The 15613-nt window shown below is 39.5% G+C and carries 12 protein-coding genes; 5 read left to right on the top strand and 7 right to left on the bottom strand.

Annotated elements, in window-relative coordinates:
- Nucleotides 1-10: 10 nt before the first annotated feature.
- On the bottom strand, nucleotides 11-2518 hold the full coding sequence (locus H5115_RS08365) for a zinc-dependent metalloprotease (RefSeq protein WP_182754720.1): 2508 nt from the start codon (nucleotides 2516-2518) through the stop codon (nucleotides 11-13).
- Between the two features lie 288 nt (nucleotides 2519-2806).
- Here H5115_RS08365 and H5115_RS08360 point away from each other — a divergent pair, with 288 nt between their 5' ends.
- Nucleotides 2807-3985 (top strand): efflux RND transporter periplasmic adaptor subunit, encoded by a 1179-nt coding sequence (locus H5115_RS08360; RefSeq protein ID WP_024595582.1) that lies wholly within the window; start codon nucleotides 2807-2809, stop codon nucleotides 3983-3985.
- Nucleotides 3986-3999: 14 nt separating this feature from the next.
- Nucleotides 4000-7155 (top strand): efflux RND transporter permease subunit, encoded by a 3156-nt coding sequence (locus H5115_RS08355; RefSeq protein WP_182754718.1) that lies wholly within the window; start codon nucleotides 4000-4002, stop codon nucleotides 7153-7155.
- 114 nt (nucleotides 7156-7269) lie between these two features.
- On the opposite strand, the gene H5115_RS08350 is transcribed toward H5115_RS08355, so the two are convergent.
- On the bottom strand, nucleotides 7270-7722 hold the full coding sequence (locus H5115_RS08350) for a cytochrome c (RefSeq protein ID WP_024595584.1): 453 nt from the start codon (nucleotides 7720-7722) through the stop codon (nucleotides 7270-7272).
- Between the two features lie 92 nt (nucleotides 7723-7814).
- The gene (locus H5115_RS08345; protein WP_002960170.1) at nucleotides 7815-8285 is read right to left on the bottom strand and encodes a DUF2721 domain-containing protein; all 471 of its coding nucleotides are present in this window, start codon (nucleotides 8283-8285) and stop codon (nucleotides 7815-7817) included.
- A gap of 191 nt (nucleotides 8286-8476) precedes the next feature.
- Here H5115_RS08345 and H5115_RS08340 point away from each other — a divergent pair, with 191 nt between their 5' ends.
- Nucleotides 8477-10651: a S9 family peptidase gene (locus H5115_RS08340; RefSeq protein ID WP_182754716.1), complete on the top strand. Its 2175-nt coding sequence runs from the start codon at nucleotides 8477-8479 to the stop codon at nucleotides 10649-10651.
- 43 nt (nucleotides 10652-10694) lie between these two features.
- Here H5115_RS08340 and H5115_RS08335 read toward each other — a convergent pair whose 3' ends face one another.
- The 4 genes from H5115_RS08335 to H5115_RS08320 form a co-directional block, all read right to left on the bottom strand.
- Nucleotides 10695-12182, bottom strand: a complete 1488-nt coding sequence (locus tag H5115_RS08335; protein WP_182754714.1) for a cell wall metabolism sensor histidine kinase WalK — start codon at nucleotides 12180-12182, stop codon at nucleotides 10695-10697.
- 10 nt (nucleotides 12183-12192) lie between these two features.
- On the bottom strand, nucleotides 12193-12918 hold the full coding sequence (locus H5115_RS08330; protein ID WP_007580488.1) for a response regulator transcription factor: 726 nt from the start codon (nucleotides 12916-12918) through the stop codon (nucleotides 12193-12195).
- A gap of 62 nt (nucleotides 12919-12980) precedes the next feature.
- Nucleotides 12981-13685 (bottom strand): spondin domain-containing protein, encoded by a 705-nt coding sequence (locus H5115_RS08325; protein ID WP_182754712.1) that lies wholly within the window; start codon nucleotides 13683-13685, stop codon nucleotides 12981-12983.
- 10 nt (nucleotides 13686-13695) lie between these two features.
- A complete protein-coding gene (locus H5115_RS08320; RefSeq protein WP_149594636.1) occupies nucleotides 13696-14397 on the bottom strand; it encodes a spondin domain-containing protein in 702 nt (233 codons plus the stop codon).
- Nucleotides 14398-14582: 185 nt separating this feature from the next.
- On the opposite strand from H5115_RS08320, the gene H5115_RS08315 reads away from it, so the two are divergent.
- The gene (locus tag H5115_RS08315; RefSeq protein ID WP_182754710.1) at nucleotides 14583-14948 is read left to right on the top strand and encodes a DUF4870 domain-containing protein; all 366 of its coding nucleotides are present in this window, start codon (nucleotides 14583-14585) and stop codon (nucleotides 14946-14948) included.
- A gap of 227 nt (nucleotides 14949-15175) precedes the next feature.
- Entirely contained in the window at nucleotides 15176-15610 is a 435-nt protein-coding gene (locus H5115_RS08310; RefSeq protein WP_182754708.1) for a YqaA family protein, read from the top strand.
- Nucleotides 15611-15613: the final 3 nt, after the last annotated feature.

Here is a 15613-nt window from a genome sequence, read left to right as displayed (position 1 = left end):
TAGAGGTATTTTATGCTTCTAGCGCTTTTGCAATTAAACGATCAATATATTTTTTATGCGCTTTAGTTGCTGTATCTGCACCCCAAGCAACACTGGTATCGGCTATTTGAGTTAGCTGATATAACGCTGCTGTTTTAGCCAAGTTATCGTATTTGCTTGCTTTGCCAAGACCAGCAATTGCAATTAACTGGTTAACATACTCAATTTGTAAGTTGTGACTAATAGAGTTTGCGTCTTTGCTTTTCACAAAAATATTAGCGGTTAAATCTTGCATAAACTGAGTTAGGCTATATTCATTACCGTACAACGCAGTATCAGAAATACGCAGTAATACGGCTGGGTGTAATAGCTGTGCAAGTACAGACTTTTGCATTCCTAAAATCATTTGGTGTGCTTTAGGGTCTTCATTTTTTCCATAGTGATTAAAGCCACGACGTTGCAGCTGTAAGTAGCTATAAAGAGGTTGCATGTTTTGTAGTACGTCTGGTGCAAATACAAACTTTGCGAGTATATCCATCGCTTGTGTTTGGCGCTCAAGCGATACAGGTGTAAATGGTTTATCTGCGTTTGCATCACCCACTACAGCACGCTCAACGTACACACCACCAATCTGGCGAGAAACAACACCCGCTTGAGCTCGGTACTGACCAAATAAGCTGTTAGCAGAGGTAACAAGCTGTTGGTAAGACTCACCTTTAACTGTTGCTTTATCTTTTAGCTCAGTAAATAATTTATTAATTAGCGCCATACGATCTGCGCCATAGGCCGCAGGGTTTGATGACAAATCACCAATCATTACACGTGGATCGATATGGCGACCTGGTGCGCGCATATCGTCTGCGTCGTTACCAAAGGCAAGGGCATGTTCACTTGAACGAGCAAGTATTTTTTCAAGTCTAGCTTGCTCAGCAGCTTCATCTGCAAGCGCTACGCTGTAGCCATAGTTAATTGCCCAATCATCGTAAGGACCTGGTTTTGTTTGAAAAATATCACCTTGCTGCACACCAATTGGGGCAATGTTAGCCGGTGCATAATCCATAACAGAGCCGGTTACTATGCCTTGGGTTTTGTTTTTGTCGTGTACTTCTTTTTCATCCCACAAAATTGATGATTTCATATTGTGGTTAAGACCTAAAGTATGGCCTACTTCGTGAAGTACCAATTGTGTTAGACCTTGGCGAAGCATTTCTTTATCTTCAATTTTTCCGCCGCTAGCAAGGCCTTTAGCAAGCATTAGATTTTGTTGAATTTCATGCCCAAGAGAGCAATTTAGCTCGCCGGTATGTGTTGTATCACCATGGCTCATTGTTCCTTGAGTGAAAAGTGTGTCGTAAATCCAGCGGTTTTTCATAAATACAAACTCAAGCATAATGTCTGAGCCCAGTATTTCGCCAGTTAATGGGTTAGCAAGTGCAGGTCCGTATCCGCCAAATGGAGGTTTAGGTGACGAAGTCCAACGCAGTACGTTGTAATTGATATCGCCCGCATCCCAGTCTGCATCGTCTGGTTGTACTTTTACCTCTAAGGCATTTTTAAAGCCGGCTTTTTCAAAAGAGGTATTCCACGTTAAAACAGCGTCACGAATAGTATCGCGCCATTCAATGGGTGTGGTGTTTTCTATCCACCAAGTAATTGGTTTTACTGGCTCTGAAAGCGCTGCACTTGGGTCTTTCTTTTGTAAGTCCCAGCGTTTTATAACATCTTGATAAGGTGCCCAATCGGTAGATGTCATTTGATCAAATTGATTTGTAAAATAACCAATGCGCGCATCATCCATACGTGGTGCGTAGTTATTGTTAGGTAGAGCGACAAACGAGTGCTGAACTTTTACCGATACGCTACGCGGGTCGCTTACTGCATTTGAGCCACGCACCGTTGGGCTTGGGTTAGTAAATACGTAATCAACAACCACGTCTAAGTTATTAGGGTATGGACGCTGTTTAATAATGCGTGATTTTTTATCGTCTAGTTTACCTACTTTAAAGCGTTTTTTAGCGTTTTTATCTGCTGGATTTGGTGTAGGTGATACTTTATGAAGTGCTTCGCTTAAAAATAACTTATTTACATTAAATGCTATTTTACCGTCTTCTTCTTTTTCTATTTTAATGCTCGCAAGTACCGCTTCACTAATATTGGCATCACTTGCTTTTGAAATTGCACTACTTTCGTCAAATTTGTAGCGAGGTGTTTTGCTAATAATATCGATACGGTCAAAGTATTTTCTAAATTCAATTAACTTAGTTTCGCGGTACGAACCACGATAATGGCCTGCATCTGTAACGCCATCGACAGTGTGCGCAAAATACACAAACGGCGTATTGAGTTGGGATTCGTTAATCACCATAAGGTGCTTACCGGTTTTTTCGTCTTGATAAAGGCTAAATATACCGGCAAATTCGGTTTGTCCTTTGATCATTTCGCTAAGTGTTTTTGACTCTTTTTCGTCTTTTTTATCGGCTGCAAATGCATGGCTGCCAAACGCTAAGCTAAGCGCAAGGGTGATGGTCGTTAATTTCATTTTGAGACTTTTAATATTTGTTAATTTAATTGGACTGTACGTAAATTAATTTAATTTCGCACATCTTCGCGATGAAATTTAAGTGTTTAACGCTAATAAACTGATATTAATGAATAAAAGTTTGTAACAAAATATAACGAATGAGGTGAGCTGCATGTGAAGTTATATTCTATAGCCCTAAATAGCAGCGGTTTATATGTATTTGCAACAGTTGCTTACAAATGTCACCTTAATGTTTCATATGGCTCTGGTATTATGGCGTTAATAGAATTTTGGGGATAATAGGATATGCAAACAAATTCACTTAGATGGGTTTTTCCATTTGTAGCGCTCATTGTTGGTGTTGTTGGCTTTATGGGAATCAATGCCATTGCAAAAGATCCAGAAAAAAAAGAAGTAATTGATACTCGTCCAACAGTGCAAGTTGAGCCAGTGATTGCAAACGATCATCAAGTTATTATTAATAGCTACGGTGAAGTAAAGCCTCTTGAAAATACACTGCTCTCGGCGCAGGTGTCGGGCGAGGTGTTAAGTTGGCATCCTAATTTTGTAGCCGGTGGCATAGTTGCTCGCGGTGAAACCTTATTCACTATCGAAAAAGACAACTATGAAGCAGCAGTACTTGTTGCAGAGGCCGAGCTTGCTCGCGCACAAGCGGGTTTAATAGAGGAACAAGCTCAAGCTCAAGTAGCCGAAGACGAAGCCAAGCGCTTTCCAAGTAAAGCGCGCACAGATTTATTTTTACGTAAACCTCAAGTGCTCAGTGCACAAGCATCTGTTAAGTCGGCGCAAGCTGCATTAAAGCGCGCGCAACGTGATTTGGATAATTGTGATGTTACAGCCCCTTACGACGCATTGGTTATTAGTCGAAATATAGGTGTTGGACAATTTGTCACTATGGGTTCGCAAGTTGCTGAACTCAATAATATTGAGACCGCTGAAGTGATTATTCCTATAGCAGGGTTCGATAGCGTTTTTTTGCCAGAGCGTATTAAAGGTATTACCGCAACGATTATTCAAAAAGGCCTAAACAGCTTCACCCGTGAAGGTGTAATTGACCGCGACCTAGGGATTGTTGATAACGCTACGCGTATGAGCAGTTTAGTAGTGCGTATAGAAGACCCATACGGTCTTAAGAATATACAACCAGCCATTAAGTTTGGTAGCTACGTACAGGTAAATTTTGCAGGTGCAATGCTTAATAATATTTACCGCTTACCGCAAGAGTTAGTTAATAACAAAACCGTATGGATCGTTAATGAAGAGCAGCAACTTGAGCCGCGCAAAGTCACAGTTATTCGTGAAGAGGGTGAGTACTTTTACATCAGTGATGGTTTGCAAGCAGATGATAAGTTGGTGATTACTTTGCCAGAATATCCGCAAAAAGGCATGGCTGTAAAAATTGCGGGCCTTCAAAATACTAAAAATACAGAGGCACTTGAAAATGCTTCCACTGAAAAATTATAAAGGTAGGCTGAGTTATGAGTAACACTGAACTACCAAATACAGCGCCTAACGCTGAAAAACAAACCGGTATTATTGCTTACTTCGCTAATAACTCCGTTGCTGCCAACCTAATGATGATTTTTATTGTGGTGATGGGAATTATTAGCTTTCTAAATATCCAACGCCAAATGTTTCCTAATGTAGAGATTAACTACATTAATATTGAGGCTAATTACCCCGGTGCCTCTCCTCAGGAAATAGAAGAAAGCATACTTATAAAAATTGAAGAGTCGCTAAAAGATGTGACCGAAATTAAAAAAGGTGTGTACAGGGCATTTAGAAATGGCGGTAGAGCAAGTCTTGAAATTAATACTGATGTAGAGCTGACCGATATACTCGATAAAGTTAAGTTACGGGTTGATGGTATAGCAACGTTCCCAGCCGGTATGGAACCGGTCACCATAAGTCAAGTTGAGTTTAGGCAAGATGTTATAGGTATGACGCTCGTTGCTGACTTACCGCTTACTGAGCTTAAGCCTATAGCAAACCAAATAGAGGATGAGTTACTACAGCTATCTAACGTGTCGTTAGTGGTAAACGATGTTCCTCTTGATGAAATAGCAATTGAAATAGAACCCGATACGCTGCGTCAATATAACCTAACCCTTAGTGATGTAATGAATGCAGTGCGTCGTTACTCAGCTAACTTTTCGGCGGGGCAGTTAAAAACCGATGCGGGTGTTATTTCTGTACGAGTTGAAAATCAGTTTTACTCAGGTGAAGAATTTAGACAAATACCGGTAAAAATAGGGGCTAATGGCGCTAAAGTGTTGCTGCAAGATATTGCCGTGATTAAAGATCAGTTCACTGAAGGTGAGCGTTACTTTAAATTCAATGGTGAAAATGCAGTTTATATATCGGTAAAAGCGACTGAAGAGCAAAGTATTATCCCAGTTGCTGATTCAGTAAAAGCATTTATAGAATTAAAAAACAAAGAGCTACCACTGGGGGCTCGTTTAGAGCCACTAATGGATTTTACGTATTACCTAAATGCCCGCTTAGACATGATGGTTACAAACCTCATTCAGGGCGCTATTTTGGTTGCAATTATGCTATCAATCTTTTTACGCTTTAAGTTGGCATTATGGGTGATGATTGGTTTGCCAGTGTGCTTTTTGGGCGCAATGATGATGATGCCATTGTTTGGTGTAACCATTAATATTTTATCACTTTTTGCCTTTATTATGGTGCTAGGGATTGTGGTGGACGACGCCATTGTCATAGGCGAAAGTGCCTACACCGAAATAGAAAAAAAAGGCGGTGGTGTTGTTAATGTGATTAATGGCGCAAAACGCGTAGCAACCCCTGCAACTTTTGGTGTACTAACTACCATTGCAGTATTTGCTCCGTTTACGTTATCTACAGGCCCAGAAAGTGCCTTCTTTTATGGTATAGCAGTGGTGGTAATGTTGTGTTTAGTATTTAGTTTGATTGAATCAAAGTTGATACTGCCTGCCCATATTGCTCACACTCATTTTTCACCAATAAAAGAGGGTGGCTGGCGCGATCGGTTTAATACGCGATTTTTTGGTTTTGTAAATGGCCCATATAAACGCTTTGTTATACGTTGTGTTGAATGGCGTTGGTCGGTGTTATTTTCATTTATTGCCCTATTAATCGTAACCTTTGCTTTAATCTCATCAAATCAAGTTCGTACCGGGTTTATGCCAAAAATCCCGCATGACTACCCGCAAATAAATCTAGAAATGAATGACAATGTATCTGACATACAAACAATAAATACTATTCGTGAAATAGAAGCGATGGTTATTGCGATTGATGAAGATACCGAACGCAAATATGGTCAAAAACTCATAAGAGATATTTTAGTATTTAACCAAGGTCGAACTGAAGCACAAGTGCTTGTTCCCCTTGTTGATGAAAGTATAAGGCCTTATAACGCGTTTGAATTATCACGACGTTGGCGCGAGGCGATGCCCGATATTGCCGGTGTTAAATCATTAACCATTTATGATGATGTAAATGGAGGGAGCAGTGACGGCGAATTTGGTTATTTATTATATGGCTCTGATATTGATACATTAAATAATGCAGGACGTCGTTTTATAGAGTTGCTGCAACAGCAAGAAGGTTTGTTTGATATTAGCTCAACAATAGATCCTGCAAGTAAAGAAGTGCAAATGAGCCTAAAACCGGTCGCTTACGACTTAGGTTTAGACTTAGCTTCTATTGCAAATCAAGTTGGGGCAAGCTTTTACGGTGGTGAGGCTCAACGTGTTATTCGCCGAGGCGAGGAAGTACGTGTAATGGTGCGTTACCCTAAACTGACTCGAGAGGCATTTTCGTCACTTAAGCATGCGGTTGTTACTACCCCGCAGGGCCGTGAAGTACTGCTTGGTGATGTAGTTGAACTTACTGAAACACCAGGCATTAGTTATATCCGCCGTGAAGGGGGCTATCGTACTGTGTATGTTTATGGAAACATAGATGAAGAAGTGATTGAGCCAAACGAAGTTGTAGATCAAATTAAAGAAAAGCTACTACCACAACTTAAAGAAGAATATCCAAGTGTTAAGTCAGAACTAGGTGGCGCCATTGAAGAGCAACAAGATCAGGCTAATCAGCAGAAGATGTTTTTCTTCGGCGGTATGATTTTGGTGTATGTTTTATTAGCCGTACCCCTTAAGAGTTATGCGCAACCACTTATTGTTATGTCGGTGATTCCATTTAGCTTAACGGGAGCAATATGGGGGCATTACTGGTTTGGTTTGGATATAACTTTAATGTCTGGCTTTGGTATTATTGCAGCAGCAGGGGTGGTTATAAACGACTCACTCGTTATGACCGATTATGTGAATCAAGCCCGTAAAACAGGTGTTAGTATTAAAAATGCTGTAATAGATGCCGGTTGTGCTCGATTCAGACCTATATTACTTACTTCAATTACTACATTTGCAGGTGTATTGCCCATTATGTTTGAAACAAGCCTGCAGGCTAAGTTTGTAATACCTATGGCGGTAGCGCTTGGTTTTGCAGTGATGTTTGCAACATTAATAACACTTATATTAGTGCCATGCTTGTACATTATATTAAGTGATATTGGTAAGGTGATTACACGCATTTTGGGTGGGATTAGGACTGTATTTAAACGTCGCCCGCAGAAGGTTTAGCTCAATAAATAACATACGGGCTTAAATGCCGGGTACAAAAAAGCACTGAATGATTAACCATTCAGTGCTTTTTATCATTTGTTATTACTACATTAAGTATTAAAACAACAATAATTAATCTTTAAATTGCTTATGGCAATCTTTACAGCCTTTAGCCCATGCACCAAAAGCTTTACCAATTACGGCCTTATCGCCTGATTGAGCCGCTACTGCTAGCTCATCTGCGTATTGTTGGAATGCAGTTGCTTTTTTCATAAAAGTATCGTTTTCAGACCAAACAGCAGCAAGTGCAGCTGTGTCGCCTTTATCTGTTCCTTCGTAAAACGCTTCCCATGGCATTTTTGAAAGTGCAGCTGCGTTGTTAGCACGTTTTTTAAATTGCTCTGCGTCAAAAGGTACTTTACCTTTTAGCATTGCGCCCATGTCACCAATTTGTACTGAGATCATTGAAAACGCTGCTTGGCGGTATTCAATCGCGTCACTTGGCTCTTTAAATGCAGAATTTGCCGATACGCTAAATGCACACGTTGCCAGTGCTATTGTTGCTAATACTTTTTTTAATTTCATGTTTGCCCCTGTTGAAAATTGTAATTCTTAATTCGGTATCTTGTATCTAACATCGTATTTATTCAAGTGAATACGATAGATTTAACTAAAACTTAATCGTTTATATCAATATCTGCAAATATCATCCCGCGACGCATGCTTCTAGTTGCTAAGAATACCTCACCAAGTAACGACATAAATGCACATATAAGCAAAGCCATTGCTGCTACAAAGCAACTTGCAATGGTAACGCCTAAGTTTATTGATTGAATGTGCGATAAAAATAACAACATAACCACAGCGCATACAAGCAATGCGCTTAATACACTTAAACTAAAAGCAATATGAATACATCGAGAACGCTTTAAAAGAGCGCGCAGCTCTGTAGCGAGTGATTTATTAAAGTCCTCGTCAGTACTTACTTTTAGTCTGCGTTCTAGCTGACGTGCCCTATCGGTAATTCGTGCCAAACGATTAGATAGAACCCCTAAAGTAGCTGCAATTCCGGTTATTAAAAATACAGGAGCTACAGCTGTTTGTATTACTTTAGCCATAGTTAAAATATTTATTACTTCGTTATTCATTCCTACCCTTAATCAGTTGAGCTTGAAAATGACTTATATATCTACAGAGTACCTGATGTAGGCTTATTAAGAAAAGAGGAATTACGTTGATTTACTTTACATAGCTTCACAAAGTAAATCACAACACAGGTTATTTTTAGGTATATTTAATTACTTAATAAAAAAATAAAAACCAACAAGGACTTTGACTGATGAAACGTACTCCATTCGCACTTGCTGCATTATCGCTAGCTATTTTAAGTGGCTGTAATCAAGCCCCTGAAGAAACCAAAAAAAATAATACACAAGTTAAAACGGTTCAAGTAGCCCAAGCTATTGCCCCAGTTGCTAAAAAAGTGCCTCATGAGATGACTATTCATGGTGACACACGTGTAGATAATTACTATTGGTTACGTGATGACGAACGTAAAGCACCAGAGGTTATTAACTATTTAGAAGCTGAAAATACATACACAGATGCAATGCTTGCACATACTAAAACGCTGCAAAGTGAATTGTTTGAAGAGCTAAAAGGGCGTATTCAAAAAGACGATGATTCAGTCCCAGTTAAAAACGGTGATTATTTTTACTCAACGCAAACACGTGGCGATAACGAGTACACTACTTACTTACGCAGCAGCGATTTTACAAGTACCGATCAGCAAGTTATTTTAGATGTAAATGAGCTTGCGAAAGGTCATGATTATTATGCAGTAAGTGGCTTAAATGTAAGCCCGAATGGCAATTTAATGGCTTATGGCGAAGATACTGTTAGCCGTCGTATTTATAGTATAAAAATAAAAGATTTAACAACCGGTAAATTACTCGAAGATACACTTGAGGGCACCAACGGCGGTATAGTTTGGGCAAACGATAATAAAACGGTTTACTACATTAAAAAAGATTTACAAACTCTATTAGGTTACCAAGTGTATCGTCATACATTAGGTACACCACAAGCTGATGATGAGCTAATTTACGAAGAAACTGATACCAGTTACTACATGGGTATGAGTAAAAGCAAAGATGAGTCAGAAATTTATATTTGGCATAGCAGCACAGCAGCATCAGGCGTATCGGTACTAAGTGCTGATGATGCTAAGGCAATGCCTAAACGCTTAATTGAACGCGAAGCAGGGCTTGAATATGATATTTCGAAGCTAGGGAATACTTATTACATTGTCACTAATTTAAATGCTGTAAATTTTCAGCTAATGAAAGTTGATATTGATAAAGCAGGTGACAAGGCTAATTGGCAAAGTGTGATCCCTGCGCGCGATGATATTAAACTCGAAGGCATTGATTTATTTAATGACTACTTAGTTTACCAAGAGCGTGAAATGGGCCAATCAAAGTTGATTGCGCGTGATTTAAAAACAGGTAAAGAGTTACCACTGAGCTTTAACGATAGCGCTTATACAATTGGTACTTATGGTAATAACGATATAGATAGCAGCACATTACGTGTTTACTACACAAGCATGACTACACCTGGTTCATCGTATGATGTAGATTTAGCAACTGGCGATAAAAAACTACTTAAACAGCAAGCTGTATTAGGTGATTTTGATGCTGATAATTACGCCTCAGAGCGTATTTTTGTAACAGCACGTGATGGCATAAAAGTACCGGTAAGCTTAGTTTACCGAAAAGATGCGTTTAAAAAAGATGGTACTAACCCGCTACTGCAATATGGTTACGGCTCTTATGGCGCAACCATGGACCCTACTTTTTCAAGCACGCGTTTGAGTTTACTTGACCGTGGCTTTGTATTTGCAATTGCCCATGTACGTGGCTCGCAAATGCTAGGTCGTCCTTGGTACGAAGACGGCAAGCTACTAACTAAAAAGAATACATTTAATGACTTTGTTGATGTAACTAAAGCATTGGTTTCTCAAAAGTATGGCGCAAAAGATGAAATATTTGCGTTAGGTGGCAGTGCTGGTGGCTTATTAATGGGCGCAGTAGCAAACCAAGCGCCTGAACTTTATAAAGGCATGGTTGCAGCGGTACCGTTTGTAGATGTAGTAACCACGATGCTTGATGCAAGCATACCACTTACTACCAATGAATACGGCGAGTGGGGTAATCCGAACGAAAAAGCGTATTACGATTACATGCTGTCTTACTCGCCATACGACCAAGTATCTAAGCAAGCATATCCTAATATGTTAGTAACGACTGGCTTGCACGATTCACAAGTTCAATACTTTGAGCCTGCAAAATGGGTTGCTAAGCTGCGTGACTATAAAACTGATGACAATAAGTTATTGTTTAAAATAGATATGGAAGCAGGGCACGGCGGCGCATCGGGTCGCTTTAAGCGCTTAGAAGATACCGCGCTAAACTATGCATTTATGCTTGATTTAGCGGGTATTAAAAAGTAATTAATCTTTATATTTAAATAGATTTAACTCAATAAGGTGCTTTTTAAAAAAGCACCTTTTTTTGTGGCAAATTAAAGCTAAACATAGTGCCTTTACCAATTTCACTTTGTACGTAAATTTCGCTATCCATCAGTTTTAATAAACCTCTGCAAATGGCCAATCCTAAACCACCTTGCTGGCGCCCTTCTTTATTAGAATTACTTGCTTGGTAGTGCGGGTCAAAAATAGCATTCAGCTCATCTTCTTTTATACCTACGCCTGTGTCTGATACATGCACAAATAGTTGATTATCGTCACTGCGTTTTACATGTACTGCAATGCTGCCACCGCGAGGGGTGTGCCTAATTGCATTGTCAATTAAGTTACTTAACACGCGCTCTAATTTAGCTATATCGGCAACCACAGGAAAATCACAAATTGCAGGTTCTACCGACAAACTAATGCCTTTTTTATCAACGGCTAAACTAAATTTTGCCATGCAATCGTAAATAAGCTCACCTAAATTAAAGGTTTCTTTATTTATACTTATTTCGCCATTTTCTAAGTGAGCAAGCTCAAATATTTGCTCTATGAGTAGCTTTAATTGCCCACAATTATTAAGCGATACCTGCAAGTATTCTTGCTGCTCTTTTTTACTTAGTTGTTCACCCGACTGATTTAATACTTCTAAAAACCCCTGCAGTGAAGCAAGTGGTGTACGTAGGTCGTGCGATAAGTGAGTTAGTAACTCTTTGCGTTGTTTATCGCCTTGTTCAAGCGCTTTAAACTGCTCGTTAATACGGGTAAGCATGGCTTGAATACTTCGCCCTAAACTATGCACTTCGTTACTTTTTTGCGTTGAATAGTTACTTAGCTTGGTGTCGGTAAGGCTGTAGTTAGCGGCTTCAATATTACTAACATCGCGTGCTAAGCGCTGAATTGGGTTGGTAAAAAAACGTAGTAAAATTAGCATCGCAATAAATAAAAATGCGAGTGCAGAGCCAAGCCATAAAGCAGCTAGCCATAACTTATCATTATTTTTTACAGTGCTTAGTGAGGTATCGTAAGCCTCACCACCAATAATTACATATAAATAACCTTGTAGCTTATCTTGATTAAATACTGGCGCGGCTGAAAATATTTTTTGTTGCTCTTTATTACGAGGATTATCACCATAAATAGGTGCAGCGCTTGGGTCGTTAATCAGCCTTTTTAAAGGCGTTAAACTAATATGCGTGCGTTTAACTTTACCCGGCTTTGCTGAGTAAGTAAGAATTTTTCCGGTTTCGTCTACAAAATAAAATTCAAACGCAGGACCTAATAACATTAAGGTATGGAAGAGGTTTTCAAGCGCTTTATAGTCGTAAACCCCTTCTTTTATTAGTGGGTTATCTTGTACTAAATGTTCCGCTAACGCTAAGTGCAGATTTTGTTCGGCGTGGTGTTTTGAAGTCAGTTCTAATTGCTTGCTCCAGCCGTAAACTAGGGCGCAAATAAAACAAAAAATCACGACTAGCGATATAGCTAATTTTTGATACAAAGATAATTTCATAATAGGTGTCTTAATTGAGTTGGCTAGGGTTTAGTTTGTAACCAACACCCCAAACTGTTTCGATGATAGGCGCTTGTTGGTGTTCTTCTAGCTTGGCACGTAAGCGGTTTATATGTGAATTAACCGTATGCTCGTACCCACTGTGTTGGTAACCCCATACTTTATCGAGTAACTGCTGGCGGCTAAAAACATGATTAGGATGGCGTGCAAAGTAAACGAGTAAATCAAATTCGGTGGCGGTAAGGTTAAGGGCTTGCTTGCCTAAATACACTTGGTGCGAACTAAATTCTATATTGAGTGAGCCTACATTTAGTGTTTGTTCGCTATCAACGGGAGAGTTGTCGTTGTTTTGGCTCGCGAGTAGTTGTGCTCTGTGGCGTAATTGGGTTTTTACTCTGGCTTGTAATTCGCGTGCAAAAAAGGGTTTACAAATATAATCATCGGCGCCCATTTCAAGGCCAATAACTCTGTCCATATCGCTACTAAGCGCGGTGAGTAAAATTACGGAGGTAGTTGGGTAATGCTCTTTTATTTTTCGGCATAAGCTCAAACCATCCATTTGGGGTAAGTTTATATCGAGTAAAATAAGTCCGTAGGGATGCTTAGCTATTTTTTTTAAGGCAAGTTCTGCGCTTACAACATGATCAACATGTAAGTTAAGCGACGTTAGCTGCGTGGTAATTAACTTACCTATTTCTCTGTCATCTTCTACTACTAATATTTTTTCGTGACGCATGTATTACCTCGTAAAAAGGGGGGCATCCGTGCTCCCTTACTTCCCCATTACAAGCTGGAACGTTACTGCGTGCGCGTAATTACTATTTTCGATACTGGGTTATCAAACTTATGTTCAACACCAAGTGCTGATGTAGATAATCCATCTTGATTTGAAACAATGCCTGGATGCATCGTTATTATATCGGCTGTATCGTCACGTATTTCGTTAAACCCTTCACCGCTAGCGGCAGGACCTGGCACAGTTTCAGCTGTTTCTGTATTTGCTTCCGTACCCGCATCATAAGCTGTCGTAGTGCGTGATAACGAGCCGCCAACTTCTAATGTTGATACATCTAAAGAACTAAGACCGGTAAAAGCATCATTTGTATTCCCAAGCATGGCAGCAAATGACAAATTAAGCGTTTCTTGCTCTTCAACAGTAATAATCACTGTGGTGGTTTCACCAGGGCCAATAGCGCCTTCAGCTGAAACTGCAGCAAGTGCATTCTCGTAGCTGAGGTATTCTTCATTTGCGCCGCTTTCTGCAAGCATTTCTAAACCAACAGAAGCGGTTGTACCGAATGTCCAAGGTGCTTCATCTTCAAAAGCAATGACAGAGAGTGGTGATAAAGGCTGTCCTGCAGTTAAGTTACTAAAAGTAATAGTAAACTCACTGATCACAGGCTCTTCAACAATTGGGTCGTTATCATTATCGCTACACGCTGCAAGTGTGGTTGCAAGTGCAAGCACTAGTAGACTTTTTTTAAGGTTGTTAGCAGATGACATAATCATGCTCCTACTTAACTGTAACGGTTAATTGCGCTACTGGGTTTAACCATCTGTGTACTGTATTACTTAAATCGCTATTACCCGCTTCTAAATCGTCATCACCTAAGCTACCTGGGTGAATATGGATGCTTGTATTTGTATCACCACTTAATACACCTGTACCGCCAGTGCCAGCGTCGCCACCTGGAGCTGCAGGAATACCTGGAGTACCTGGTGCGCCAGAGCCTTCAACTACAAGCTCATTGTTTTGTTCTGTGCCTGCATCGTAAGCATTTAAATTAATTGTGTAAGTACCCGCTTCTGTTGGGATTTTCCAGCTGTTTAAGCCTACAAAGCCATCATTAGTTGGTAGCATCATTGCAGTTAAAGATAGGTACTCATTACCGTCAGTCGTGCTCAGTGTTGCCGTTGTAGATGCGGCTGGTGCAAGTAAACCTTCAGCTGGATTTGCAGCCATATCACTGCCCGCTGCAGTTGCTTGTGCAACTAGCTCTGCAATATTGCCGCCTTCAGCCATTGTTTGTAGTGCTGTAGATGCCTCTGTTGCGACTTCAAATAGTGTGTCTTCGCTGTTGTGTGCTGTAATTAACAGTGGAGTAAAGTGAATACCTTTGGTTAGGTTAGTAACTTTTAGGTCTAATTCTGCGGCCATAGTCGATTGGCTAGCTGCCGCTAAAAGAATTGCGATTGTTAATGTAGAAGTTTTCATTATTATTTCCTGTAAGTGATGATTCGAGTTAAGTATTGAATAATCGTCTCCAGAAACTCTCACAAACTTATCACTTTTTTATCACAAAATTTCACGCTGTGATTTTTAAACATAAATACGTTGGTTGATTTGTAGACATTTGTTTAGTTAAGAGGCAACATACATAAAACAAAAAGGAGAGTGTTATGGAAGAAAATCAACAGGTTGAACCAGTTAACAAAGATGACCGTATGTGGGCTATGTTATGCCATTTGAGTGCGCTTGCCGGATTTATTGTGCCGTTTGGCTCAATAATTGGGCCATTAATTGTGTGGTTAATTAAAAGAGATGAAATGCCTATTGTTGACGTGCACGGTAAAAAGGCGCTTAACTTTCAAATAACGATGGCAATTGCATATGTAGTTTGTTTTGTACTGATGTTTGTAGCAGTCGGCTTAATATTACTACCTATAGTGGCAATTTTTGGGTTTGTAATGGTTGTAATGGCAAGTATTAAAGCTAATGAAGGTAAAGAGTTTAATTACCCGTTTAGTTTAAATTTGATAAAATAAAACCTCAGTTATTTTTATACCAATTGCATTAAATTAGTGATCTATTATAGCGATAAGAAAATAGCTCAATAACAAGGCTAAAATTATGATACATAGTTGTTCTATATAAATAATTTTTAACGTCGTTAGTGAGTTATTTAATACGCTAGAATGATCATGTTTTTAATAAAATTGGTATTATAAACCCAGCTATAGGCTGGGTTTTTACGTTTAGCCATAAGGGCATTATGCTTTATCTCACGTTATTTATTAGCGCATTTATATCTGCCACATTACTGCCTAGCTCTTCTGAGGTGATTATGGTGGGGATGATTACTCATGATAAAGTTAATTTATGGCTTATGTGGTGCGTAGCAACACTTGGAAATGTGTTAGGGAGCTGTATTAATTACTGGTTAGGCACGCAAGTACTGCGTTTTAAAGATAAAAAATGGTTTCCTGTATCGAAAAAAGGGCTTGATAGCGCACAAAAGCAATTTAATAAATATGGAGTGTATAGTTTGTTATTTGCTTGGTTACCGGTTGTGGGGGACCCATTAACGGTGATTGGAGGTATATTTAAAGTACGATTTAGTACCTTTTTACTGTTAGTAACACTAGGCAAAGGCGCGCGCTATTTAGCGGTTATCGCCCTTGCCGTAGGATTCGAAAAGCTTTTTTAAATA

The organism is Pseudoalteromonas sp. SR44-2 (assembly GCF_014163745.1).
In the GTDB taxonomy this organism is placed as follows: domain Bacteria; phylum Pseudomonadota; class Gammaproteobacteria; order Enterobacterales; family Alteromonadaceae; genus Pseudoalteromonas; species Pseudoalteromonas distincta.
Note: the sequence above shows the minus strand (reverse complement) of the source record. Positions and strands in the feature narration are given on the sequence as shown.